The organism is Xenorhabdus taiwanensis (genome assembly GCF_036512875.1).
GTDB lineage: Bacteria > Pseudomonadota > Gammaproteobacteria > Enterobacterales > Enterobacteriaceae > Xenorhabdus > Xenorhabdus taiwanensis.
Window position 1 is genome coordinate 766,003 of record NZ_AP028978.1, and the last position, 24,829, is coordinate 790,831.

The following is a 24,829-nucleotide window of genomic DNA, read 5'->3' on the forward strand; positions in this document are numbered from 1 at the left end:
TCACCTTAATGATATTAACAGGATTGATCATGGTTAAACGCATTTTGGTCGTTGAAGATGAAGTGCCGATTCGTGAAATGGTTTGTTTTGCACTGGAGCAAAACGGTTATGAAGCCATTGAAGCCGAAGATTACGATACAGCAATAAGACGTTTGTCTGAGCCTTATCCTGATTTAGTATTATTGGACTGGATGCTGCCAGGAGGTTCAGGAATACAACTTATCCGGCAAATGAAGCGGGATAATAACGTTAAGGCGATCCCTGTCATTATGGTCACGGCTCGGGTGGAGGAAGAAGATCGAGTACGTGGTTTAGATGTTGGTGCTGATGACTATATAACGAAGCCGTTTTCACCTAAGGAATTAATTGCCCGGGTTAAGGCTGTTTTGCGGCGTATTTTACCTATAGACTCGGAAGACATTATTGATATGGATGGATTGATTCTGGATCCATCATCTCACCGTGTTTCCAGTCAGGGACAAGATTTGGAAATGGGGCCAACTGAATTCAAACTTCTCCACTTTTTTATGACTCACCCTGAGCGTGTTTATAGTCGTGAACAGTTACTCAACTATGTGTGGGGAACAAATGTTTATGTGGAAGATCGTACGGTTGATGTACATATCCGACGGTTGCGTAAAGCATTGGAAATAGGGGATCACGCTAAGATGGTACAAACAGTGCGTGGTACAGGTTATCGCTTTTCTACCCGCTATTGACTGTTTTGGAGTAAAGTCACGTGCTTGAGCGTTTATCTTGGAAAAAGTTGATATGGGGACTTGTGCTTTTTTGCTTGCCCGCTGTCATTTTGGCTCTTTTTATCGGTCAATTGGCATGGCTGCTGGTTATTGCACTGTTTTTGGCTTTGGTATGGCATGGCTATAATTTGCTGAAATTATCCGATTGGCTATGGTTGGATCGCAATATGTTACCGCCGGTCGGTCGTGGCGGCTGGGAACCTATTTTTTATGGTATTTATCAGATGCAGCAACGTAATCGCAAACGGCGTCGTGAACTCGCATTACTCATCAAACGCTTTCGTAGTGGGGCTGAATCACTGCCGGATGCCATAGTGATAATGACCACGGAAGGCAATATTTTTTGGTGCAATCGTCTGGCTCAACATTTACTAGGGTTCCGCTGGCCTGAGGATAATGGTCAGCATATTTTCAACCTGCTTCGCTATCCTGATTTCAGCCGTTATATCACAGCGAATGATTTTTCCCACCCTCTGTCCATCGAATTGAATAATGGCAATATGATGGAATTCCGCATTATGCCTTATTCTGAGAAACAATTATTGATGGTTGTGCGCGACATTACCCAAAAACGATTGTTGGAAAATGCCAGACAGGATTTTTTTGCGAATGTGAGTCATGAACTCAAAACGCCTCTCACTGTATTGCAAGGTTATCTGGAAATGATGGAGGATCAGACGTTCAGCAATAAGGTGAACCAGAAGGTCATCGGTACGATGCGGGAACAAATACGAAGAATGGATGGCCTGGTGCAGCAACTGATGCATCTTTCCAAAATTGAAGGAGGGCCACAAGTGGATATGAATGAAATCGTGGATGTTCCCAACATGTTGAAAATATTGCAACGGGAAGCGTTGACCCTGGGAAATGAGCAGTATGATATTGTGTTTGATATCGATGAAACACTGAATGTGTTTGGTAATGAAGAACAACTGCGCAGTGCAATGTCCAACCTTGTTTATAATGCCATCAGACATACCCCTTCAGGCACAAGGATTGAGGTGAGTTGGCGACAGGTTTCCCAAGGTGCACTGTTCAAAGTGAAAGATAATGGTGGTGGGATTAGTGCGGAACATTTACCACGTCTGACAGAACGTTTTTATCGCGTCGATCGGGCCCGTTCACGTCAAACTGGGGGAAATGGATTAGGTTTGGCAATAGTGAAACATGCATTGCATCACCACAATACTCATCTTGATATTGCGAGTACTTTAGGGAAAGGCTCCGTTTTTAGCTTTTTATTGGCGCCTCGGCTTATTGCCTCTGTCAAAAACAGTTTTATGACAAAATGATTTATTAATCGGTCTGAACGAAAAATATGCGCTGGCAAAAAAATGCACAAATCATATAGTGTGTATTCAATGATAGATAACAATAATAACTGATTTTAAAAATCAGTTTGGAATATTGTTCTGGTTTTTGGTTTACCGCTTGCCTTTTAGCGCTATAAAAGTTTTACTTGGGGGCAGTTGTTGGCGATTCTAGCTGTTATTACTACTATCATTCTGTATCTTGCGATTATCAGTGAATATTATGTTGCTCACTGACTGTTAAATCAGAATTCGGTCTCGCCAGTGAAAATTCAAGTAATTGCGATAGTTATTATCGCAGATACATCTCTTTTGGTAATAATACATTAACAATCATTATGGCATACCGTTTATCATCTAAGGATATTTGGGCATTAGGTTTTATGACCTTTGCCTTGTTTGTTGGTGCGGGAAATATTATTTTTCCGCCTATGGTTGGCTTGCAGGCAGGAGAGAACGTTTGGATCTCAGCCGCCGGCTTTTTGCTAACCGCTGTTGGCTTGCCAGTCATTACTGTCATTGCTTTGGCAAAAGTGGGTGGGGGCATTGAAGCACTCAGTACACCGATTGGAAAAACTGCCGGTCTGATTCTGGCAATCGTCTGCTATTTAGCTGTCGGCCCTCTGTTTGCAACTCCCAGAACCGCAACGGTTTCTTTTGAAGTGGGTATTGCACCACTTACCGGAACAGGTGATCTTCCTCTATTAATCTATAGTGTGATCTATTTTACACTCGTGGTGCTGATTTCATTGTATCCGGGCAAACTACTGGATAGTGTTGGTCATATATTGGCTCCAATCAAAATCGTAGCGTTAGCCATTTTGGGGATTGCGGCTGTGTTGTGGCCGGCAGGTGGTCCTATTCCTGCTATTGATACTTATCGGGAAATTCCGTTCTCAAATGGCTTTGTCAATGGCTATTTGACAATGGATACACTGGCTGCAATGGTATTCGGCATTGTTATTGTCAATGCGGCTCGTTCCAGAGGGGTTGAAGCTTCTTCTTTGCTGACGCGCTATGCTATGTGGGCTGGCGTGATTGCTGGTCTTGGTTTGACGCTGGTGTACCTTTCTTTGTTCAAACTTGGGGAAGGCAGCGGCACATTAGTGCCTACTGTGGATAATGGGGCTGCGATCTTGCACGCCTATGTCCAAAGCATTTTTGGTAACTACGGCAGTTTCTTCCTCGCGGTACTGATTTTCGTTGCCTGTATGGTGACTGCTGTTGGCTTAACGTGTGCTTGCTCTGAATTTTTCAGCCGTTATTTGCCATTGTCCTATCGTACTCTGGTACTGATTTTAGGCACATTCTCCATGTTGGTTTCTAATATGGGCTTAAGCCACTTGATTAAGTTCTCACTTCCCGTACTGACGGCCATTTATCCTCCTTGTATCGTACTGATATTACTGAGTTTTACAATCCATTGGTGGAGTCACTGCACACGTATTGTTGCTCCAGCCATGTCTATCAGTTTGCTGTTTGGGGTTTTGGATGCCATAAAAGTTTCTGAGTACTTATCCCATTTACTCCCTGGATGGGCGAAGCATCTGCCATTGGCGGATCAAGGTTTGGCTTGGTTACTGCCTACTGTGCTGACGATTGCTGTGTGCGCCATTTATGATCGCATCGTAGGAGGCGTAAAACTCCCAAAGTATGAAGTGCAGCCTGAAGAAAAGTAGGAATAAAGTTTATTCATGATGTAAATGACATTATTAGATGATAAAAGGGTGAGCCGCTGAAAACAGCTCACCTTTTTTTGTTGATTTATTTTGGTTAATAACCAATAGCAGCACCGGCAGGTCGCCGTGCATCGTTGGCACCGTAAATATAGCCTTCACGGACAATACCTGATACGGCTGAATCATTGCCTGATGATTGTGGAGTCACACCAGCGGCACCCGGCAATCCAATCATGATTAATTCTGTTGCTCCCCAAGGTGTCTGTTTCACCATTTTGTAGCCCATTATTTCCAGTAAGTTTAGGGTGTCCTTCGATAAGCCACGTTGTTCATAATAGACTTCGTCAGGTAGCCATTGATGATGGATCCGTGGGCTATTGACAGCTTCTTGTGGTGGCATGTTGAATTCGATGATATTCAGGGCAGCTTGTAGCGTGATGGAGATAATGCGTGAACCTCCAGGAGAACCTAAGACCAGGAAGATTTTATTATCTTTGGTCACGAGTGTTGGGCTCATTGATGATAGTGGGCGCTTACCAGGGGCTATTGAGTTGGTTGCACCTTGTACTAGCCCGTACAGGTTTTTCTCACCAACTTTAGTTGTGAAATCGTCCATTTCATCGTTAAGGAAAAAGCCTGTTCCTGGCGCAATGACAACAGCACCAAAGCGTCCATTTATGGTGTAAGTTGTTGATACTGCGTTTCCTTCTTTATCTACCACGGAATAGTGGGTGGTTTCTGGTTTTTCATGGGGGCCAATGCCTGGTTGGATATTCACCGATGGAGTGGCTTTATTAGGTTGAATTTCTTTTCTGACCGATTCAGCGTAGCTTTTACTCAACAGTCGATCAAGCGGGTTATTGATAAATGCGGGATCACCCAGATAGGTATTTCTATCCATATAGGCGTGGCGCATGGCTTCTGTCAATGTGTGAATATAGGCAGCAGAGTTGTATCCCATGGACTTAAGATCGTAGCCTTCAATGATGTTTAATACCTCGCATAACGTAACGCCACCAGAGCTGGGAGGTGGAGAAGAGATAAATTTGTAGCCTCGGTAACTACAGGTGACGGGAGTCGTTTCTGTGATGTGGTAATTGGCGAAATCTGCAGCGGTGATAATTCCGCCTGATTTTTTTGATGCTTGTTCAACTAATTGGGGAATTTTGCCGTGATAAAAAGCATCAGATCCATGTTTGGCAATCATTTCCAGCGTATTGGCTAAATCAGTTTGAATTAGCCTGTCCCCTGGCTCGAATGGTGTGCCATCCTTGCGCAGGAAAATACGGGCAGCTTCTGGATCTTGAGCGAAACGCTTAACTGTAGTGTCCAGAATATCGGTATCGCCGCGGGTCAGTAGATAGCCTTCGCGCGCCAGTTTGATGGCTGGAGCCATGACTTGTTCGCGAGTTAATGTGCCGTACTTTTTCAATGCCTCTTCAAATCCCATGACTGTGCCTGGTACAGCAATCGCGTTATAACCATACAGGCTGGCACCTTTGATAACTTTTCCATCTTTATCCAGATACATATCAGCGTTAGCTGCGGCAGGGGCTGTTTCACGGAAATTAATGAAAGTATCTTTTCCATTAGCAAGATGGATAGTCATAAAGCCACCACCTCCAATATTGCCGCAGCAGGGATTAACCACTGCCTGAGCATATCCAACAGCAACTGCGGCATCAATGGCATTCCCACCCATTTTGAGAATATCTATGCCAGCTTGTGAAGCAAGACGTTGTGAGCTGACAACCATGCCCTGTTTAGCTTCAACAGCCGGCTCAGTGGCAGAATAAAGTGGAGTAGAAATAAGCAGGGATACAGCGATAAGTGGTATTTTCCATGCTTTGAACATGTATTGTTCTCCTGAGGATAGGCAAATGGCTACTAATCAACTGTTAATTGATTTGAGTGTTTTTGTTGCGAATGAGTAATTTACCTTATCTAAAGCTCAGGATTTTTGAAAGTAAAAAACCAGCCGATTGGGCGGCTGGTTTGGAATGTTTCATAACATTATGTTATGAACTGATTGAATCTTAACGGGATTACAGCTTGTCAGCGTTTTTGGTCAGGTATTTTGCTACGCCTTCAGGTGAAGCGCCCATACCTTCCTGGCCTTTTTCCCATTGTGCAGGACAAACTTCGCCGTGCTCTTCATGGAATTGCAGAGCGTCAACCATACGCAGCATTTCATCGATATTACGACCCAGTGGCAGATCGTTAACCACTTGATGACGAACAACACCATTTTTGTCAATCAAGAAAGAACCACGTAGAGCAACGCCAGCTTCTGGGTGCTCAATGCCGTAAGCTTTCATGATGTCACGTTTGATGTCAGCAACCATTGGGTATTTGACTTCGCCGATACCGCCTTCACTGATTGGGGTTTTACGCCATGCGTTGTGAACGAATTCAGAATCGAAGGATACACCAACAATTTCAACACCACGTTTCTGGAATTCTTCATAGCGATGATCGAAAGCAATCAGCTCAGAAGGGCAGACGAAAGTGAAATCCATTGGCCAGAAGAAAATAACAGCAGGACGGCCATTCAGGTGTTTTTTCAGATTGAAGTTATTAACAATTTCACCGTTACCGAGAACTGCGGCAGCCGTAAAGTCAGGGGCTTGGCGGGTTACTAAAACCATAATTGACTCCTGTGATTTTAAAAAGATGTTATGTAAAAACGGGTTACAGCATAAGGAATTAGGTTATAGCAATAAAGGATAAAATACCAATCGTTATAATAGTTTTTACCTATCAATAAGCTGTTTTTAATTCCTTTTAGACTACATAAGATAAAACTATTTATGAAAAATTCAAGTGATGAAAAGTTCAAGACAATTGCTACTCAAGCAGATGCTTGTTTGATGCTAGAGCCATCATTTCTGGGTAGAACTGGCAAAATAGTGCTTCAAAATTAAGGTAATGATTTTCTATATCCTGATACGATCCTGCCAGTGCGAATAATTTGGGCCGCCTGCGTGCCATGCTTTGCAACACATTGGCGATGCATGACATATCGGCATAACGGATGAACAAGTTTTGTGACCAGAGGTAGTTGTTCAATTCCTGAAATTTTTCAGGAGTTGAAGCGAGATAAGGTTCTATATTGTTGCGGGCAAGACTGATAAATTCGGGCAGGGAGTAATTTTCTTCAAACTTGCCCCAATGCCGAGAAAGAAAATGATCCCAGATGATATCAAGAGTAATGGGGGCGACGCGCCGATATTCGGGGCGAAATAATTTACGTGCTTCCATGACAAGTGGATGCTTATCTGTCAGGCTGTCTACCCGACGGTGCATACGGATACCCGCTACAATGTCAGAACTGAATGTGCCTTCTGGAGAGCCTCGGACGAAATCCGCCATCAAATTCCCCAATAAGGAACTTTCCGCTAATGCAGCTAAATGAAGGTGTGCGAGAAAATTCATAGTGAGAGTATACAGTAAAGAGTGCAGCGTAAATAGTTAAACTGGGTGCTTCTTTGTTGCACCCTTGCGCTTGCAGCACTAGACTAGTCCGCCTGTTTTTTTGAATGATACAGATAAAATGCGTGTCGCTGATTTTACATTTGAACTGCCAGAAGAGCTGATTGCTCACTATCCCCAGCCACAGCGAAGTGCTTGCCGCTTGCTTTCCCTTGATGGTGAAACAGGCAGACTGACGCATGGTGTTTTTACTGATGTGCTGGATAAACTGGAAGCTGGTGATCTGCTGGTTTTCAATAATACCCGCGTTATCCCTGCGCGCCTGTTTGGCCGTAAAGCGACAGGGGGGAAGTTGGAAGTCTTAGTCGAAAGGATGTTGGATGATAAGCGAGTGCTTGCTCACGTTCGTGCTTCCAAGGCACCGAAAGCAGGTACTGAACTTATCCTTGGTGAAACCCAGGATATTAAGGCAACGATGCTGGCGCGTCATGATACTTTGTTCGAAATCCGTTTTGATGATGAGCGTGATGTATTGACCATTTTGGACCAGATTGGTCATATGCCTTTGCCACCTTATATTGCTCGTCCTGATGAAGATGCGGATCGCGAACTATATCAGACAGTCTATAATGAACGCCCAGGTGCAGTGGCAGCACCGACTGCTGGATTGCACTTTGATGAACCTCTTTTAGCTGCCTTGCGTGAAAAAGGCATTGAAATGGCCTTTGTCACCCTGCACGTTGGTGCCGGTACTTTTCAGCCTGTGAGAGTGGAAACCATCGAAGATCATGTGATGCATGCCGAATATGCGGAAGTGCCACAGAATGTCGTGGATGCAGTACTGGCATGTAAGGCGCGTGGCAACAAGGTTATTGCTGTAGGAACAACATCAGTTCGTTCACTGGAAAGTGCCGCGAGAGCTTGTCAGGATGGAATGATCGCACCATTTTTCGATGATACCCAAATCTTTATCTATCCTGGATTTGAATATCAGGTTGTAGATGCACTGATCACCAATTTCCACCTGCCTGAATCCACACTTATTATGTTGGTTTCTGCGTTTGCCGGTTATAAGAATACCATGAATGCCTACAAAGAAGCGGTAGCAGAAAAATATCGTTTCTTTAGTTATGGTGATGCCATGTTTATTAATCGCAATAAAATGGCAGTAAAAGAGCGGGTATCAGAAGAGTGAATATCAGAAGAAACGGTGCTGATATAAATTAAGTGCTTTGCAATAAAAGATTTTAAAATAAAAATACTCTTCATTTCAGCCAGTTACTAGCCTTAAATGCTGTTGCTGGCTGCCATAATTATCGGGCTGTGCCAAGAATGTGACAGCACCGCTATATTTGGCTAAACCTAAACAGGACATTTACTGCTTCACAGTTTTATACTTACCTATGGGATGTTTCAGATAATTTGTATATACAAAAAATTGTAATTTTGTTATTTATTTTATCTATTAATTACAGGGTATTAACTAGTTATTCATGAATCTATTTGAGTTGTTTTGAGCTATTTTGTGGTGTATTGTGTATATACAAATTAACCATGGGTTAAAGACGCTGTTATATGAAGTTCTTAATATCATCAAATATCAGATTGAAGTTAGCAGGTAAGAATCCACCTGTTAATGAAGAGGATATACTCCAGTGTTTTTCTAATCGGATTGGGCGTTTTCTTGAGGATACAAGAGAAGACAACAAAACCGATCCGCCAACTAAGTGGTTTATATCTGAAACTGATTACGGTGTTAAATTAAAGGTAGTCTTTATTTATTATCCTGATAAGGGGGTAGCTATAAGAACAGCCTACGCACCTAACGAAGATGAATTGAGAATTTACAGAAAATACGGCCTGAGAACAGAGAAATGAGCAGACAAACTGATAAGCGAACAGACCTGATAGCTTCTACTGATGAGGCATGGGAAAGCGGTGAGCTTGGTTGCAGTGAGGCTCACGTTAAAGTATCTGATGATATCACGGAAGAACTGATTAATGAGGCACTAGACTTACAGCCAATTTCAATCAGGTTAAATAAGTCTCTGATAGAAGACCTGAAAATGATAGCTGATCTTAATGGATTAGGTTATCAGCCGTTAATCCGGCAGGTTTTAAATCGTTTTGTTAATAGTGAGAAAAAACGGATACTGACAGAAGCTCACAGCAAAGCGATGAAAAATGAGAAAAGAAACTCAGCAAATAAGCGCCATAAGGTCGCTTAACAGGCATAAATAGTTAACCCGACCCGCTCGCGCGGGTTTCTCATTTCTAACGCCGCTTAACTGCGGTTTTTTTATGCGAAAGTTCGGAGTGGAATGTGATGTAGGCTCGTACCCAAGAGCAAGGTTAAATATAGAAATTGACATACTGTATATCACAAGGCTGGCGTGTACAGTGGCATCATTAGTGTTTAGAATGCATCATTTTATGTCAAGCATCAGACTGCCTTTCTGATGTCTGGAGGTTAAGTGAAATTTGAGTTACAAAAGACGGATGGGAATGCCCGTCGTGGTCGTTTGATTTTTGATCGTGGCGTTGTGGAAACCCCGGCATTTATGCCCGTGGGAACTTACGGCACGGTAAAAGGTATGACTCCAGAAGAGGTAAAAGAAACGGGAGCACAAATCCTGTTGGGGAATACTTTCCACCTTTGGTTGCGTCCGGGACAGGAAATCATGAAGTTGCATGGTGACCTGCATGATTTTATGCAGTGGCAAGGCCCTATTCTGACTGATTCTGGTGGTTTTCAGGTTTTCAGCCTCGGCGCTATGCGTAAAATCAAGGAAGAAGGGGTTCACTTCCGTAACCCAATTAATGGAACGCCTGTGTTTCTCAGCCCGGAAAAATCTATGGAAATCCAATATGACTTGGGTTCCGATATTGTCATGATTTTTGATGAATGTACGCCATATCCTGCTGATTGGGATTATGCGAAGCGTTCCATGGAAATGTCATTGCGCTGGGCTGCCCGCAGTCGTCAACGTTTTGATGAATTAGACAATAAAAATGCCTTGTTTGGCATTATTCAGGGCAGTGTTTACGAAGATTTGCGCGATATCTCCATAAAAGGGCTGGTGGAAATCGGCTTTGATGGCTACGCTGTAGGGGGACTGGCTGTCGGTGAACCTAAAGAAGATATGCACCGTATTCTGGAACATGTTTGCCCTCAGATCCCACAGGATAAGCCTCGCTATTTGATGGGCGTTGGTAAGCCGGAAGATTTGGTTGAAGGTGTTCGTCGTGGTATCGATATGTTTGATTGTGTGATGCCAACACGTAACGCCCGCAATGGTCATCTGTTTGTGACTGAAGGGGTTATCAAAATCCGTAACGCCAAACATAAAGAAGATACTTCCCCGTTGGATGAGCATTGTGACTGCTATACTTGCCGCAATTATAGTCGGGCATACCTCCATCACCTTGATCGTTGTAACGAAATTCTTGGTGCAAGGCTGAATACGATACATAATTTAAGGTATTATCAGCGTTTGATGGCTGGAATTCGTCAGGCCATTGAAGAAGGCAAACTGGAACAGTTTGTTGAAACGTTTTATCAGCAGATCGGTAAACCCGTTCCGCCGTTAAATATATAATTTATCGTGACTAATCAGTCTCGATATGTGTAGCATATTGGGCTGGTTTTTGATCGAGCCACTGTCGATTTTAATAGCTATGTTTTCGACAGTCATATTTTCGATAACAATGAGGGAAATTTGATGAGTTTTTTTATTTCTGAAGCTGCGGCAGCTACTGGTGCATCAGCGCAAGCTCAGGGAAGCCCATATTCTCTGATTATCATGCTGGTTGTTTTCGGTTTGATTTTCTATTTCATGATCCTGCGTCCACAACAAAAACGCACCAAAGAACATAAAAAACTGATGGATTCCATCTCCAAAGGGGATGAAGTACTGACTTCTGGTGGTTTGGTGGGTCGTGTTTCTAAAGTGTCTGATACCGGTTATGTTGTTATTGCCTTGAATGACACCACAGAAATAACTGTCAAACGTGACTTCGTTGCTGCCATTTTGCCGAAAGGTACAATGAAAGCTATTTAACTTTCCGATTTTCCCGAAGGGAACTGCCGTGTTGAACCGTTATCCTTTGTGGAAGTATCTGATGCTGATCGCTGCGATCCTCATCGGTTTGCTTTATGCACTTCCCAACCTTTATGGTGAGGATCCGGCTGTACAAATCACTGGCGCGCGAGGTATCGCCGCCAGTGAAAAAACGCTGGACCAAGTCCGTAATGTTTTAGAAAAAGATCAAATCAAGAGCAAGTCCATTGCATTGGAAAATGGCGCGATTCTTGCTCGTTTCAGTAGCACTGATGTGCAACTTCGTGCGCGTGAAGCGTTGGTTTCTGCTCTGGGTGAACAGTATGTTGTGGCATTAAACCTCGCGCCTGCAACACCTGTCTGGTTAAGAGCAGTCGCTGCTGAACCGATGAAACTGGGCCTTGACCTGCGTGGTGGTGTTCATTTCTTGATGGAAGTGGATATGGAAACTGCGCTGGGCAAATTGCAGGAACAGAATATTGATGGCCTGCGTTCTGAATTGCGTGATCAAGGCATCCCTTATTCGACTATCCGTAAAACGGATAATTATGGCGTCGAAGTTCGTTTCCGTGATGACGATGCACGTTCTAAAGCGGAAAGCTATCTTGAGCTTCGTCACCGTGATTTAGTGTTCTCTAATGAAGCAAACAGTACGCTGAAAGTAGTGATGAGCGATGAACGTCTGCGTGAAGCCCGTTCTTATGCGGTACAGCAGAACATCACTATCTTGCGTAACCGTGTCAACCAATTAGGAGTTGCGGAACCTCTGGTTCAACGCCAGGGCGCAGACCGCATTGTGGTTGAACTGCCTGGTATCCAGGATACTGCCCGTGCGAAAGAAATCCTCGGTGCAACCGCAACGTTGGAATTCCGTTTGGTCAATACCAGTGTTGATCAAAATGTCGTGCAATATGGCCGCATTCCGGCTGATTCAGAAGTGAAAGAAACCCGTGATGGCAATCCGGTTGTGCTGTACAAGCGCGTTATTCTGACGGGCGACCATATCACCGATTCTACCTCCAGTGCTGATGAAAACGGTTATCCACAGGTGAATATTTCCCTGGATAGCGCTGGCGGCACAGCAATGTCTAACTTCACCAAAGATAACCTGCACAAGCCAATGGCAACGCTGTTTGTGGAATATAAGGACAGCGGCAAGAAAGATGCCAACGGGCGTGCGATTTTGGTTAAGCAAGAAGAAGTTATCAACATAGCCACTATTCAGGCACGCTTAGGTAACAGTTTCCGCATTACCGGCATTAGCAATCCGGCTGAAGCTCGTCAGTTATCACTGTTATTGCGAGCAGGGGCGTTGATTGCACCAATCCAGATTGTGGAAGAGCGTACGATTGGGCCAACTCTGGGCTTGCAGAATATTGAGCAGGGCCTTGAAGCGTGTTTGTGGGGCCTGATTGCTTCTGTCGTATTTATGGTGATTTACTACCGCAAGTTTGGTCTGATTGCGAGTTCTGCGTTGCTGGCTAACCTGGTGCTGATCGTTGGTATTATGTCCCTGTTGCCAGGGGCAACGCTGACCATGCCGGGGATTGCGGGTATTGTCCTGACGCTTGCCGTCGCCGTGGATGCGAATGTATTGATCAACGAACGTATCAAAGAAGAATTGCGTAATGGCCGTACGGTACAGCAGGCAATTCATGAAGGCTATAAAGGGGCATTCTCCAGTATCATCGACGCAAACCTGACTACGCTGATTACGGCTATTATTCTGTATGCAGTAGGTACTGGCTCTATCAAGGGCTTCGCGATCACCACCAGTATTGGTGTGGCGACTTCAATGTTCACTGCTATTGTGGGAACACGTGCAATCGTGAACTTGCTGTACGGTGGCAAGCGTATCAATAAGTTGTCAATTTAAGGAGCACGTTGTGGCACAGGATTATACTGTTGAACAATTAAACTATGGGCGTAAAGTTATCAACTTTATGCGCTGGGACAACGTTGCCTTTGGGATTTCGTTTCTGCTGTTGATCGCTTCCATCATTATGATAGGCTCTCGTGGGTTTAACTGGGGGCTTGATTTTACCGGTGGTACGGTAATTGAGGTGAAGTTGAGTCAACCAGCGGATCTGGACAAGATGCGTGAAAGCCTGAGCCAGCATGGTTTTGCTGATCCACTTTTACAAAATTTTGGTAGCAGCCGTGATGTGATGGTTCGTATGCCACCTGTGGAAGGTAATGCAGGGCAAGAACTTGGCAATAAGATTATCTCGGTAATTAACCAGGATATTGATAAAGATGCCAAGGTTAAACGTGTGGAATTTGTTGGTCCAAGTGTCGGAAACGAATTGGCACAGACCGGAGCAATGGCGTTATTGGTTGCACTGATCTGTATCCTGATTTATGTCGGTTTCCGCTTTGAGTGGCGTCTGGCACTGGGGGCAGTTATTGCACTTGCGCATGATGTGATTATTACACTGGGTATCCTGTCGTTGTTCCGTATCGAAATTGACCTGACTATTGTTGCGTCGTTGATGTCGGTTATCGGCTACTCATTGAACGATAGCATCGTTGTGTCGGATCGTATCCGTGAGAACTTCCGTAAGATACGTCGGGGTACATCGTATGAAATCACCAACATTTCCCTGACCCAGACCTTGAGCCGTACTATCATGACTTCCGCAACCACATTGTTGGTTGTATTGATGCTGTACATTTTTGGTGGTGAAATGCTGAAAGGCTTCTCACTGGTCATGTTAATCGGTGTTTCTATCGGTACAGTCTCTTCTATCTATGTTGCGTCTGCACTGGCGTTGAAATTGGGTATGAAGCGTGAACATTTGATCCAGCAGAAAGTTGAGAAAGAAGGGGCAGACCAGCCCTCTATTCTTCCTTAATTATTTTGCCTGATCGAGCACTGATATCGCTTAAACACCCTGTGAGTACTTACTGACAGGGTGTTTTTCGTCACCACTTCAAGGTACACTGTTATTCCTTCGGTTAACTGTCAGGAAACGATATGCATTGCCCATTTTGCGCAGCCGTTGATACTAAAGTTATTGATTCCCGTCTGGTAGGGGATGGCTCACAAGTGCGCCGTCGCCGTCAGTGCCTGGAATGTCATGAACGCTTCACTACGTTTGAAGTTGCCGAGCTGGTGATGCCACGAGTTATTAAAAGTGATGATATTCGAGAGCCTTTCGACGAAGAAAAATTGCGTCGTGGAATGCAGAAAGCACTGGAAAAGCGCCCTGTCAGCTCTGATGATGTAGAAACAGCAATTAACCATATTAAGTCACAGGTACGGGCAACAGGAGAGCGCGAAATTCCGGCCAAAATGATCGGAAATTTTGTCATGGATGCGCTGAAAAAACTGGATAAAGTGGCTTATATTCGTTTTGCATCTGTTTATCGCAGCTTTGAAGATGTTCGCGAATTCGGTGAAGAGATTGCCAGATTGCAAGACTAACCACGAGCAAGACTAAACACTATGACACTTGATGAAATATATATGTCCAGAGCGCTGGAGCTGGCGTATCAGGGGCGTTTTACCACATCGCCAAATCCGAATGTAGGTTGCGTCATCGTTAAGGATGGGCAGATAATCGGAGAAGGTTTTCATGCACGGGCTGGCGAACCTCACGCAGAAGTTCATGCCCTGCGTATGGCTGGTGAAAAAGCTCAAGGTGCTACAGCTTATGTTACCCTTGAACCGTGCAGCCATCACGGTAAAACTCCCCCTTGTGCTGATGCTTTGATTGCCGCCGGCTTAAGCCGGGTTGTGGTAGCGATGCAAGATCCCAATCCTCAAGTGGCTGGACGTGGCTTGTATAAATTGCAGCAAGCCGGAATTGCCGTTGAACATGGTTTGATGATAGAACAGGCGGAATCCTTGAATAAGGGTTTTCTGAAACGTATGCGTACAGGGTTTCCGTACCTGCAATTGAAACTGGGCGCATCATTGGATGGCCGGACTGCATTGGCATCGGGGGAAAGCAAGTGGATTACCTCACCTGAAGCCCGTCAAGATGTGCAGAAACTACGGGCGCAGTGCAGTGCTATTTTGAGTTCCAGCGCAACGGTATTGGCAGATGATCCTTCTCTGACGGTTCGCTGGCATGAACTGGATGCTGAAACACAAGCTATTTATCCGCAAGAATTGCTCCGCCAGCCCATCCGTATTATTACGGATAGCCAAAATCGCGTCACTCCACAGCATCAGGTAGTACAGCAACCGGGAGAATGTTGGTTAGCACGTACTAAGCAAGATCAGCAAAAATGGCCTGATAATGCCGAACAGATTTTATTACCAGCGTATGGTGACGGTGTTGATTTAGTGTTGCTGATGATGCAACTTGGTAAGCGCCAAATAAATTCTGTTTGGGTGGAATGTGGTCCTGCTTTAGCTGGGGCTTTATTGTCGTTAGGGTTGGTAGATGAATTAATCCTTTATATCGCGCCTAAGGTATTGGGAAATAGTGCCCGTGGATTGTTCGATATCCCTGAATTGCAAAAATTATCGGATGCTCCTGAATTTTCTCTGCTTGATGTTCAGCAGATTGGCCCTGATGTGCGTTTTCGCTTACGGCCGCTCTAAATATGTTGATTTTAGTTTGGACATAAACCAAGACGCAGGGAAAAATAATGTGATAAGATCCGCGCCCCTGCGGATATGAATAAAGTATAAGGAAGGCTATGAACGTAATCAAAGGTGTTGTTGCAGCTCCTGAAGCCCGCATTGCCATTGCTGTTGCCCGCTTTAACAACTTCATTAATGACAGCCTGCTGGAAGGGGCCGTTGATGCGCTGGAACGCATCGGTCAGGTTTCTTTGGATAATATCACCGTAGTATGGGTGCCGGGTGCTTATGAACTGCCATTGACGGTCAAGGCGCTGGCTGAGTCCCGAAAATATGATGCGGTTATCGCTTTAGGTACTGTTATCCGTGGCGGAACAGCCCACTTTGAATATGTTGCCGGTGAATGTAGCTCAGGCTTGTCCAGCGTGGCAATGTCCAGCAATATTCCTGTTACATTGGGTGTTCTGACAACAGAAAATATTGAACAGGCGATTGAACGCGCTGGAACTAAAGCGGGCAATAAAGGTGCGGAAGCTGCCTTGACCGCATTGGAAATGATCAATGTAATTAAAGCCATTAAAGGCTAAATTTTTTAGTTTTAATTAAGGGGAATTTTGTGAAACCTGCTGCTCGTCGTCGTGCTCGTGAGTGTGCTGTTCAGGCAATTTATTCATGGCAATTATCCAAAAACAGCATTGCTGATGTTGAACTGCAGTTTCTGTCAGAGCAGGACGTATCCGGTGTTGATGTCACCTATTTTCGTGAATTGCTGTCTGGGGTAGCAGTCAATGCTACAAAATTGGATGCTTTGATGGCGCCTTATCTTTCCCGTCAGCTCGAAGAGTTAGGTCAGGTAGAAAAAGCCATTTTGCGCGTTGCGATGTTTGAACTAAGCTTTCGTGATGATGTTCCCTACAAAGTGGCTATTAATGAAGGCATCGAACTGGCAAAAATATTTGGTGCTGAAGATAGCCATAAATTCGTGAATGGGGTGTTGGATAAAGCTGGCCCGGCAGCACGTAAGAAAAAGTGATTGCTTGCCAGGAGTTCCCCATTATAACTCAATGATTTTACACATGAGGCCGGAAATCCGGCCTCATGTGCTCATTGGTCACTTTTTGGAATTCTACTATGGCATGTGGTGAATTTGACCTCATTGCACGTTACTTCAATCGCCCTCTCATCCGACGACGTGATGTCAATCTAGGGATTGGTGATGATTGTGCACTGATGACCGTTGCTGATAAGCAAGAATTAGCGGTAACAACAGATACGTTGGTTGCTGGTGTCCATTTCCTTCCCGATATCTCACCGGAAGATTTGGCTTATAAAGCACTGGCTGTCAATATCAGTGATCTGGCTGCCGTTGGGGCCGATCCCGCTTGGGTATCGTTGGCGTTAACGTTGCCTGACGTCAATGAGGATTGGTTAAAACGGTTTAGTGATAGTCTGTTTGAACAACTGAACTATTACGGTATGCAGTTGATTGGTGGGGATACGACAAAAGGTCCCATGAGTTTAACGCTAACCGTGCATGGATTAGTGCCGGCGGGCAGGGCGTTGCGTCGTACTGGTGCAAAGAACGGTGATTGGATTTATGTCACCGGAACATTAGGTGACAGTGCTGCAGGGCTTGCCTTGTTGCAAGAGCACTTGATTGTGGAAGATCCTGCGATCCACAATTGGTTGGTTAAGCGTCATCTCCGTCCACAACCCCGCGTTTTACAAGGGCAGGCTCTGCGTGATCTGGCTTCTTCCGCGATTGATCTGTCCGATGGATTGATTTCTGATCTCAACCATATTCTGAAAGCTAGCCAATGCGGTGCACGTATTAATCTGGATGCGCTGCCTTATTCGGAAGCGATGCAGCAATATGTTCCCGCTGAGCAGGCGTTGAAATGGGCGTTGAGTGGTGGGGAAGATTATGAGTTGTGTTTCACTGTACCTGAGCTAAACCGTGGCGCGTTAAATATGGCATTGGCCCATTCGGGGGCGAGTTTCTGCTGTATTGGGCAAATCAGGCCAGAATCAGAAGGCATCCGCTATTTTAACAATAACAAAGAAATTGCGTTGGATCTGAACGGCTTTGATCACTTTAAAACAGATAAAAAACCGGTAGTACCTTGTCCGGCTGCACACCAGGAAGAAAACGATCAAACGGAGGGAACGCATGGATGATGCAAAACGCCACTTAAAAATGAGTAATCCGTGGCACTTACTGGCTACGGGATTCGGTAGTGGCTTATCGCCGGTTATACCGGGCACAATGGGCTCAATAGCGGCGATCCCTTTCTGGTTACTGTTGGTGCAGTTACCGACATGGGGAATTTGGTTGGCTATTATATTGGGAACAGTCATTGGTTGTGTGATTTGCCAGAAAGCTGCCGATGCCATGAATGTGGACGATCCTGGTTGTGTCGTTTGGGATGAATTCATTGGAATGTGGATCACACTAATGGCAATCCCGGTGCTCAACTGGCAATGGGTTTTAGTTGGCTTTGTGGTATTCCGCATTTTTGATATGTGGAAACCGTGGCCAATTCGCTGGTTTGACCGCTATGTGAAAGGTGGTATCGGCATTATGTTGGATGACATTATCGCAGCGATTTTTGCTGTGATTGTTATCTGGTTGCTGGATTTCTACCAACTTTTACCCTTCTAAGTTAAATAGCCACTGGGATTTTAGTGGCTATTTTTCCAGTTTATTTTTCAGTTTGTTGCCCCGCCTGAGATGGTAATATCTTTTTCATGCCGCAATGCTGCTGACTCAATAGCGATTTTCAAGGCTTCCGTCATCATCTCTACAGACATACTTGGTGCACCAGAATGCCTTGTGGCTTGCTCAGGTAAATAAGGGACATGGATAAAGCCGCCACGTATAGCAGGGGGGCGTTGGTTCAGATAATGCAGCAAACCGTACATTACATGGTTACAAACGAAGGTTCCCGCAGTTTGGGATACTGTTGCTGGAATTCCTGCATTATTTAACTCATTGGTTATTGCCTTGATAGGTAGGGTAGAAAAATAAGCCGTAGGGCCACCGGAAATGACAGGGGTATCAATGGGCTGTTGGCCTGCATTATCAGGAATACGGGCATCGTTAACATTGATTGCGACACGTTCTACACTGATATTTGATCTGTTTCCAGCTTCCCCAACGGAAATCACCACTTCTGGTTTAACGAGTTCAATTGCCGCATAGAGTTGTTCCAGAGAAGCGTCGAAAACGCAAGGCAGTTGGCAAACTTCAATATTTGCACCTGCTATTTGACATCCCTGTAATGGCCTAACGGCTTCCCATGATGAATTGATGGTTTCACCAGCGAAAGGTTCAAAAGCAGTGACGAGAATGGTTTTTATGGAAGTAGCTTGCATTACTGTTCCTTGTTGTTGTTTTATAAGAAGAGTAGAAAATAGAGCAGGAACACATTGGTAAATAGTAAGACACATCCTGTGGGGATTTGTGCTTTGATAACGGCATTGCGGTCAGGCAATTCTAACAGAGCTGCAGGGACGAGATTAAAATTTGCCGCCATGGGTGTCATCAACGTACCGCAATAGCCGGAGAACATACCAATGGCAGCCATAACGGCAGGATTGCCACCGTGCTGTAAGATCAAAATGGGAATACCAATACCGGCAGTAACGATGGGAAAAGCCGCGAAAGCATTACCCATAACCATAGTCAGCAGAGCCATTCCAAAGACGTACGCTACCACGGCGACAAAACGATTATCGACAGTGATATAACTTTCGGTTAGGTGGGCAATCACCGTGCCGATACCGGCGGTAGTAAACAGTAATCCGAGCGTAGCCAGAAGTTGTGGCAGGATAAATACGCAACCAATGGCGTCGAGCAGGCGGCGAGTCTCCTGTATTGGCTGTGTTATGGCATCACGGCTTATGCGTAATGCCATAACCAATCCTATCAGGCAGCCGAGAGTAATTGAAAAGAGCGTCACCAGAATTGAATGATTTCCCTCACCAAAAACTGCTTGTTGTAAACCTGGAATATGGTTAAACATCAACACGCCAATAATTGTGACAACGGGGATCAGCAGGACGGGAAAAAATAGTTTATTGCCGAGACGATTAGCGCTTTCCAACCGTTTTTTTGGGGTACTTTGATGATAATTTCCCAGTTGAACTCCACCAAATCCTGCCAATAGAGCCATAAAAACGACCAGCACACCGATACTAATAAAGGCAATTCTTTGGGCATAAGCTTCATCACTGATCCAGATAGCTACTATATAATGACTCCATTTCCCCATCAGGAAGATTAAACCGTAAAGCGCCCAGAATAGACCGGTAGTTAAACGACGAGGATTAGCTTTATCACGCCATGACATGATAGCGACAGCCATCAAGAGTACGCCTGCCAGCGCGTAGAGATACTGTAACTGAAACATTATTTTTCCTCCTTGCTATGTAGCCTGGTGTGATTCAACGCATTCAGTTCGTTGGCAATTCGATAGTCAAGGCGATATAACCGAGTGGAATGGATTAGAAAAGCACAAATGGCAGTAGGTAGCCCCCAAAGGGCAATATGCAGTGGTTCAGTGTGAATATCCGCTGATTCCAGCATGAAATTATGCATAAAGATAACTGCCCCGAAAGCGACAAAAATATCTTCTCCAAAGAACAAACCGGTATTATCTGTTGCTGCAGACATAGCGCGAATGCTATGACGGACTGAATCTGGCAACTCTCCGTATTGGTTTTCAGCCGCCCCTTCTGCCATAGGAGCCAGGAGGGGACGAACCATTTGCGGATGCCCACCTAAACTGGTTAAACCTAATGCGGCAGAGACTTCTCGTATAAACAGATAGATAATCAATAAACGCCCGGTTGTCGCCATTTTGATATGAGCAATGGATTTCTGGGCTCGTTCTTTTAGACCATGTCTTTCCAGCAGGCCAATGATGACTAAAGGAAACAAGATGGTCAGTGTTAAATTTAGGGTATTAACAAACCCAGAACCTAACTTCTCCAAAATATCGGTTATCGGCATGTGGGCAGCGAGTCCCGTGACAAGGCCAGCAATGGTGACGACCAGAACCGGATTAAATCGGATAACAAAACCGATGATGATGACAGCGATCCCGATTAGAGGCCAAAAATTGATGGTTTGCTGCATATTTTATTTCCTCATGATCGATATATTGTTGAACGATAAATAAACTTCGATTAACAAACAAGCAAACAAAATTCGCAACAGAATTAAACGATTGAACCGTAAAACACTTGGCTATTCAAAATCCCCTGAGATGCATGACAAAGTTATCGGGACTTTTATTGAAAAGAGAATACTATCTTTAAAGCAGATCAACGGATTGAATACGTGACCGCTTTGTTAGCTTCACTCACCCCTCTATCATTTCTCTAATCACAATTCACCTAACCGCATAGTAGTGATCTATGTGCTTTTAGATTTTTTTCCTGTCGTCGCGAGGTAACTCGAACGTTTTTCACCGGTTTTGAACTTGATTGTTATGGACAAAGTAACGTATTTATTTCAGATGGAATGTGAGAAGAGCTTGCTATTCATGTAACCGGTTTCATGGAGTGTGAAAATGTGACTTTAGTTGCTTTTTTTATCTTGTTGATTTCTGGGAAAAATCAGCACCGTAGGAGCACGTTCCCAATCGGTACTGGTTATCCAATTTGCAATAATTACACTTTGCTTGTAGTAAAACGTCGTATCCACAACAAGACCAGTACTAATACCGTCAGTGGTAAGCCGTGGAATATTAGAATGACAATGGAAGGTGATAACCAAACATAGAACGGGGCGACCAGTAACATTCCTATCCCAAAGCCCGTCATCTGTACCAGTGTCAGCAAACTGAAAATTGGCAGACGTAAACTTTCGGGTTCACTTTGTGCCCGTGATATTAGGCTCACTTCTGCAATTCCGTCACCCATTCCTGCCCAGATTGCGAATAGCAATAGCCAAAATACGCTGTTTTGTTGGAAAGTGAGGATAAAGCCTGTCGACATTATGGCGACGCCGATAAAGAATAGTTTCTCCATCTTCAATAGGTTGCGGCTGCGTAGCAGGTAGCTCGCCAATCGCGCGCCACTGAATTTTCCTATCGCCCATGTTGCCAGCAGCAATCCCATTGTGGTACTGGCATTATCGGGGGTAAGGAGTTTCGAAATGATGGGAAAACCTACGTTATGGGCAGCGCTACCCAGTGTATCTGCCAGACTGAGAAATAGCATACCTGCCAGCATGGGGGCACCGCGTAAACCGTGGCGCAAATTACGCCATTCGTTATTCAGTTCTCTTGATATTTTTTGCTCTGGCAAGGAGAGGAAACGCAGGGGCATAATCAGGATCGCCGCCAGCAGATAAGTCATGATATTGACGATAAATACCATTTCATAACCGCTGCTTGCGACCAGAAGCCCCGATACAAGACTGCCAAATACTGCACCTGAGGCAGCGACAGAGGTAAGCCAGGAATTGGTTGATATGCGTTGGGAGGCATGAACCCAATATGGCAGTTGGCTGTTTAGCCCGATAGCAAACATTGAATTACCTAAGCCAATGCCGAAAGCGATAACTGGTAAGAGCAGTAGTTGCTGTGATGTGGGGATCACCAATAACAGGAACAATAAAATGACACGTACCAGATCAAAAAAGACCAGTGGCCATCTGCCTGTAAATCGTCTGAAAAACGGGGTTCCAATCAAGCTGGCAATGATACCGCCAGTAACCCGACAGGCAAGAAAAATACTGACGTGTATAACGCTGTTACTAAGCAGATAAACATAAGTGGAGAGTGCCACCATATTCAGGAATGCACCAAAATCGGAAACGAATCGGGCACTGACGATCAATAAGGCATTGAGGCTAGACCAACGCAAATTCAAACAGTTTTCCTGGCTTGACATTATTATTCGCTCATTTGTTATTCAGGAAGCTGTCGGAAAGTTACCAACAACAGATCCCGAAATGCCGCATTTGTAGGAGATATTTGTCGAACATTGCTTGCCCGATGATAAAGTTGTTTATCATTTATTGCGAGTGTTTCAAGAAAATGCTCCATTGCGGTGTGTAACAAGGGTGGGGTTTCATGGGCGGTTGCGTGAACTTCAGAAATCACCGGCTCTGTGTTGTGGCTTTGGATAAAGTGCATAAAAATCCAATCCTGCCCATCCTGGTGAATCCCGGATGTTGTTGGGCTATCTTTACCGGCCTGCGCTTTGACTCGAAATTGGTGAATATCAATCTCATAATGGTGTTCTTGTGTTAATTGATTACTCAAAATCGCTATATCTGTTGTAAGGACACTTTGCATGATGGGATGGGTGATAAATGCTTCTTCAGCATAGCTGAGTTTATTGGCACCTTTTTTGTATTCAATGTCATAGGTGATGGATGAGCGATATTCGGTGTCCCGATTTAGTTGAAGTGGATTTTCTCCACCAGGACGATAATAATAACGCAGGATACGCCTTTCCCTATGGGTATAGTCTTTAAAATTCTGATCCAGAACTAATTCATTCCAATAATCTTTAAAGGTTTTTATTTCTTTTGTATCGCAGGAAATAAGCTTACTGAAATGTGGAATATGACAATAATGTTCATTCATCAAACGTGCCGATATGTTTGCAATTTGCATATTTTGGCTGCCTTTGGGAATGGGATTAATAATGGGATGAACGTGTTCCAACATTTCCTGGTGTAGTGCATAGGCATCGGAAGCATCGTCTACTTTTGCCCAGCATTTGAGTAAGTAATGTTCTTCAGTTTCTGCGTTGATGTAGTAATCAGTGGGTTGGGAAATACATTCGATCACATTCGGATGATTTTTCATGTGTTCGATGTTTTTAATGCCCTGAAAATACCCGCTCTTGTCTGGGTACATGGCTAGCATCGAATAATGCTGTTTAGCGGTTATAGCCCGTTGTTGGGCTAGGCTTATCCATGTATCAATATCCGGTTCTTGTAAGAGAATGGAGAGATATAGCTGGTACGGATCGAGTCCTGCGATATCACGGAAGGATGAATTCACAAACAGCCCACCAAGGCGTGGATTAATTTCAATCACAACGGGGCCATCTTTGGTCATACGGAATTCAAGATGAGCAATGGCATAGTTCAATCCGACGGCTTGTAGGCAGGCTCTGGCATAGTCCCTAATCTGTTCTTGCTCTGTGGGGGAAAATGATATCGGAGGGCAAATCAGCAAGTTTTCCAGTACGGTGTTTTCTTTTTCCGTTAGGATCAATTTTTCATTGATCAATACCGGATGTATTTTATTCTGGCTGATAACACATTCGACTGTGCCTTCTACACCATCAAGGTACTCTTCCAATAGCAGGCTTTTGCCCGGTATGTTGATATGTTTTTCACCCGCTAAAGTAAAACATTCCTGCTTATTTCCCATAAAATCGATATAAATCGAGTGGTCATAGTGGGTTGTCAATGCGCGATAGTGTGCTTTAAGTTCAGACCAATCATGACATTTTTTGATAAAGGCTGAAGCGGCTCCAAATGGAGGCTTTGCAATTAAGGGATAGCCAATTGTTTTAGCCTGTGAATAGAGTTCTTCTTCGGTGTTGCACAAGGCATGGCGTATTGATCTGACACCATATTTTTGCAGAGTCTGGCGCATCAAGAACTTGTTGTTGCAGACTGTAATCGCAGAAGCAGGCGCATTTGGCAGGCCAATATTGTGACAAACTTCGGCAACAATGCAGCCAACTTGGCCGTAAGTAGATGCCTGGCCTGCATAACATAAAATACCTCGCAGAGTGTAAGTCTGCTGCAAGGTAGTGACAAGATCCTGTAAAGCATCTTGTGTCAGTGACTCTAAGTAGAAAACATCATCGCTATCTGTATAGAGACGTTCTGTGTGTTGACGCCCTTTCAGTGCTGCCGTTAGGCAATTCATTCCCATCTTTTTTGCTGCGGCGAAATGGGGTTCCCGATATTTATAGCGTGGAATTTGGGCATCATCGATATCAACAAACAAAATTGCGTTTGGTTTCATTTGGCATCCTTGAAATAAATAGGTTTTATCATTTGCTGAAAGTA

The 24,829-nt window shown here is 44.4% G+C and carries 24 protein-coding genes and 1 pseudogene; 17 read left to right on the top strand and 8 right to left on the bottom strand.

Annotation, left to right across the window (positions count from 1 at the left end; translation table 11 throughout):
* Positions 1-29 precede the first annotated feature (29 nt).
* The 3 genes from phoB (at position 30) to brnQ (ending at position 3,747) form a co-directional block, all read left to right on the top strand.
* Entirely contained in the window at positions 30-719 is a 690-nt protein-coding gene (gene phoB / locus ACE1SE_RS03295; protein WP_374052635.1) for a phosphate regulon transcriptional regulator PhoB, read from the top strand.
* A gap of 20 nt (positions 720-739) precedes the next feature.
* The gene (phoR, locus tag ACE1SE_RS03300) at positions 740-2,050 is read left to right on the top strand and encodes a phosphate regulon sensor histidine kinase PhoR (protein WP_374052636.1); all 1,311 of its coding nucleotides are present in this window, start codon (positions 740-742) and stop codon (positions 2,048-2,050) included.
* A gap of 356 nt (positions 2,051-2,406) precedes the next feature.
* On the top strand, positions 2,407-3,747 hold the full coding sequence (gene brnQ / locus ACE1SE_RS03305; RefSeq protein WP_374052637.1) for a branched-chain amino acid transport system II carrier protein: 1,341 nt from the start codon (positions 2,407-2,409) through the stop codon (positions 3,745-3,747).
* 94 nt (positions 3,748-3,841) lie between these two features.
* Here brnQ and ggt read toward each other — a convergent pair whose 3' ends face one another.
* The 3 genes from ggt to ACE1SE_RS03320 form a co-directional block, all read right to left on the bottom strand.
* Positions 3,842-5,602 carry a gamma-glutamyltransferase gene (gene ggt, locus ACE1SE_RS03310; RefSeq protein ID WP_374052638.1) on the bottom strand — a complete coding sequence of 587 codons (1,761 nt, stop codon included), beginning with the start codon at positions 5,600-5,602 and terminating at the stop codon, positions 3,842-3,844.
* A gap of 190 nt (positions 5,603-5,792) precedes the next feature.
* Positions 5,793-6,395 (bottom strand): peroxiredoxin C, encoded by a 603-nt coding sequence (locus ACE1SE_RS03315; protein WP_074021401.1) that lies wholly within the window; start codon positions 6,393-6,395, stop codon positions 5,793-5,795.
* Positions 6,396-6,594: 199 nt separating this feature from the next.
* On the bottom strand, positions 6,595-7,182 hold the full coding sequence (locus ACE1SE_RS03320; RefSeq protein WP_374052639.1) for an acyl carrier protein phosphodiesterase: 588 nt from the start codon (positions 7,180-7,182) through the stop codon (positions 6,595-6,597).
* A 118-nt stretch (positions 7,183-7,300) separates the two neighbouring features.
* On the opposite strand from ACE1SE_RS03320, the gene queA reads away from it, so the two are divergent.
* From queA to pgpA, 13 genes are all read left to right on the top strand, one after another.
* Complete coding sequence (gene queA, locus ACE1SE_RS03325) at positions 7,301-8,374, top strand: tRNA preQ1(34) S-adenosylmethionine ribosyltransferase-isomerase QueA (protein WP_374052640.1); 1,074 nt, start codon at positions 7,301-7,303, stop codon at positions 8,372-8,374.
* Between the two features lie 380 nt (positions 8,375-8,754).
* The gene (locus ACE1SE_RS03330) at positions 8,755-9,057 is read left to right on the top strand and encodes a hypothetical protein (protein ID WP_374052641.1); all 303 of its coding nucleotides are present in this window, start codon (positions 8,755-8,757) and stop codon (positions 9,055-9,057) included.
* Positions 9,054-9,407 carry a hypothetical protein gene (locus ACE1SE_RS03335; RefSeq protein WP_374052642.1) on the top strand — a complete coding sequence of 118 codons (354 nt, stop codon included), beginning with the start codon at positions 9,054-9,056 and terminating at the stop codon, positions 9,405-9,407. The genes ACE1SE_RS03330 and ACE1SE_RS03335 overlap by 4 nt, the downstream gene beginning before the upstream one ends.
* Positions 9,408-9,653: 246 nt before the next feature.
* Positions 9,654-10,778 (top strand): tRNA guanosine(34) transglycosylase Tgt, encoded by a 1,125-nt coding sequence (gene tgt, locus ACE1SE_RS03340; protein ID WP_374052643.1) that lies wholly within the window; start codon positions 9,654-9,656, stop codon positions 10,776-10,778.
* A gap of 123 nt (positions 10,779-10,901) precedes the next feature.
* Entirely contained in the window at positions 10,902-11,240 is a 339-nt protein-coding gene (gene yajC, locus ACE1SE_RS03345; protein ID WP_074021392.1) for a preprotein translocase subunit YajC, read from the top strand.
* A 28-nt stretch (positions 11,241-11,268) separates the two neighbouring features.
* Positions 11,269-13,116: a protein translocase subunit SecD gene (secD, locus tag ACE1SE_RS03350; protein ID WP_374052644.1), complete on the top strand. Its 1,848-nt coding sequence runs from the start codon at positions 11,269-11,271 to the stop codon at positions 13,114-13,116.
* Positions 13,117-13,126: 10 nt separating this feature from the next.
* The gene (gene secF / locus ACE1SE_RS03355) at positions 13,127-14,095 is read left to right on the top strand and encodes a protein translocase subunit SecF (protein ID WP_374052645.1); all 969 of its coding nucleotides are present in this window, start codon (positions 13,127-13,129) and stop codon (positions 14,093-14,095) included.
* Positions 14,096-14,217: 122 nt separating this feature from the next.
* Positions 14,218-14,667: a transcriptional regulator NrdR gene (gene nrdR, locus ACE1SE_RS03360; protein ID WP_074022845.1), complete on the top strand. Its 450-nt coding sequence runs from the start codon at positions 14,218-14,220 to the stop codon at positions 14,665-14,667.
* Positions 14,668-14,688: 21 nt separating this feature from the next.
* Positions 14,689-15,795 carry a bifunctional diaminohydroxyphosphoribosylaminopyrimidine deaminase/5-amino-6-(5-phosphoribosylamino)uracil reductase RibD gene (gene ribD / locus ACE1SE_RS03365; protein WP_374052646.1) on the top strand — a complete coding sequence of 369 codons (1,107 nt, stop codon included), beginning with the start codon at positions 14,689-14,691 and terminating at the stop codon, positions 15,793-15,795.
* Positions 15,796-15,893: 98 nt separating this feature from the next.
* Entirely contained in the window at positions 15,894-16,364 is a 471-nt protein-coding gene (ribH, locus tag ACE1SE_RS03370; protein WP_374052647.1) for a 6,7-dimethyl-8-ribityllumazine synthase, read from the top strand.
* 29 nt (positions 16,365-16,393) lie between these two features.
* The gene (gene nusB, locus ACE1SE_RS03375; RefSeq protein WP_074021383.1) at positions 16,394-16,810 is read left to right on the top strand and encodes a transcription antitermination factor NusB; all 417 of its coding nucleotides are present in this window, start codon (positions 16,394-16,396) and stop codon (positions 16,808-16,810) included.
* Positions 16,811-16,908: 98 nt separating this feature from the next.
* Positions 16,909-17,955 (top strand): thiamine-phosphate kinase, encoded by a 1,047-nt coding sequence (gene thiL / locus ACE1SE_RS03380; RefSeq protein ID WP_374052648.1) that lies wholly within the window; start codon positions 16,909-16,911, stop codon positions 17,953-17,955.
* Positions 17,948-18,439, top strand: coding sequence for a phosphatidylglycerophosphatase A (pgpA, locus tag ACE1SE_RS03385; protein WP_374052649.1), 492 nt, complete (start codon positions 17,948-17,950; stop codon positions 18,437-18,439). The genes thiL and pgpA overlap by 8 nt, the downstream gene beginning before the upstream one ends.
* A gap of 47 nt (positions 18,440-18,486) precedes the next feature.
* Here pgpA and pcp read toward each other — a convergent pair whose 3' ends face one another.
* Genes pcp through ACE1SE_RS03400 form a run of 3 tightly spaced genes read right to left on the bottom strand, consistent with a single transcriptional unit; the run spans position 18,487 to position 20,917 of the window.
* The gene (pcp, locus tag ACE1SE_RS03390; RefSeq protein WP_374053581.1) at positions 18,487-19,137 is read right to left on the bottom strand and encodes a pyroglutamyl-peptidase I; all 651 of its coding nucleotides are present in this window, start codon (positions 19,135-19,137) and stop codon (positions 18,487-18,489) included.
* 35 nt (positions 19,138-19,172) lie between these two features.
* Positions 19,173-20,192, bottom strand: a complete 1,020-nt coding sequence (locus ACE1SE_RS03395; RefSeq protein WP_374053582.1) for a DUF979 domain-containing protein — start codon at positions 20,190-20,192, stop codon at positions 19,173-19,175.
* On the bottom strand, positions 20,189-20,917 hold the full coding sequence (locus ACE1SE_RS03400; protein WP_374052650.1) for a DUF969 domain-containing protein: 729 nt from the start codon (positions 20,915-20,917) through the stop codon (positions 20,189-20,191). Before ACE1SE_RS03400 ends, ACE1SE_RS03395 begins: the two co-directional genes overlap by 4 nt.
* A 70-nt stretch (positions 20,918-20,987) precedes the next feature.
* Between ACE1SE_RS03400 and ACE1SE_RS03405 the strand changes: the two are divergent.
* Positions 20,988-21,125: pseudogene (locus ACE1SE_RS03405) on the top strand (IS1 family transposase); the annotation flags it as partial.
* A gap of 328 nt (positions 21,126-21,453) precedes the next feature.
* Here ACE1SE_RS03405 and ACE1SE_RS03410 read toward each other — a convergent pair.
* Together ACE1SE_RS03410 and ACE1SE_RS03415 are read right to left on the bottom strand one after the other, a co-directional pair.
* Positions 21,454-22,680, bottom strand: a complete 1,227-nt coding sequence (locus tag ACE1SE_RS03410; protein WP_374052651.1) for an MFS transporter — start codon at positions 22,678-22,680, stop codon at positions 21,454-21,456.
* 17 nt (positions 22,681-22,697) lie between these two features.
* The gene (locus ACE1SE_RS03415; protein WP_374052652.1) at positions 22,698-24,785 is read right to left on the bottom strand and encodes a 2OG-Fe dioxygenase family protein; all 2,088 of its coding nucleotides are present in this window, start codon (positions 24,783-24,785) and stop codon (positions 22,698-22,700) included.
* Positions 24,786-24,829 lie beyond the last annotated feature (44 nt).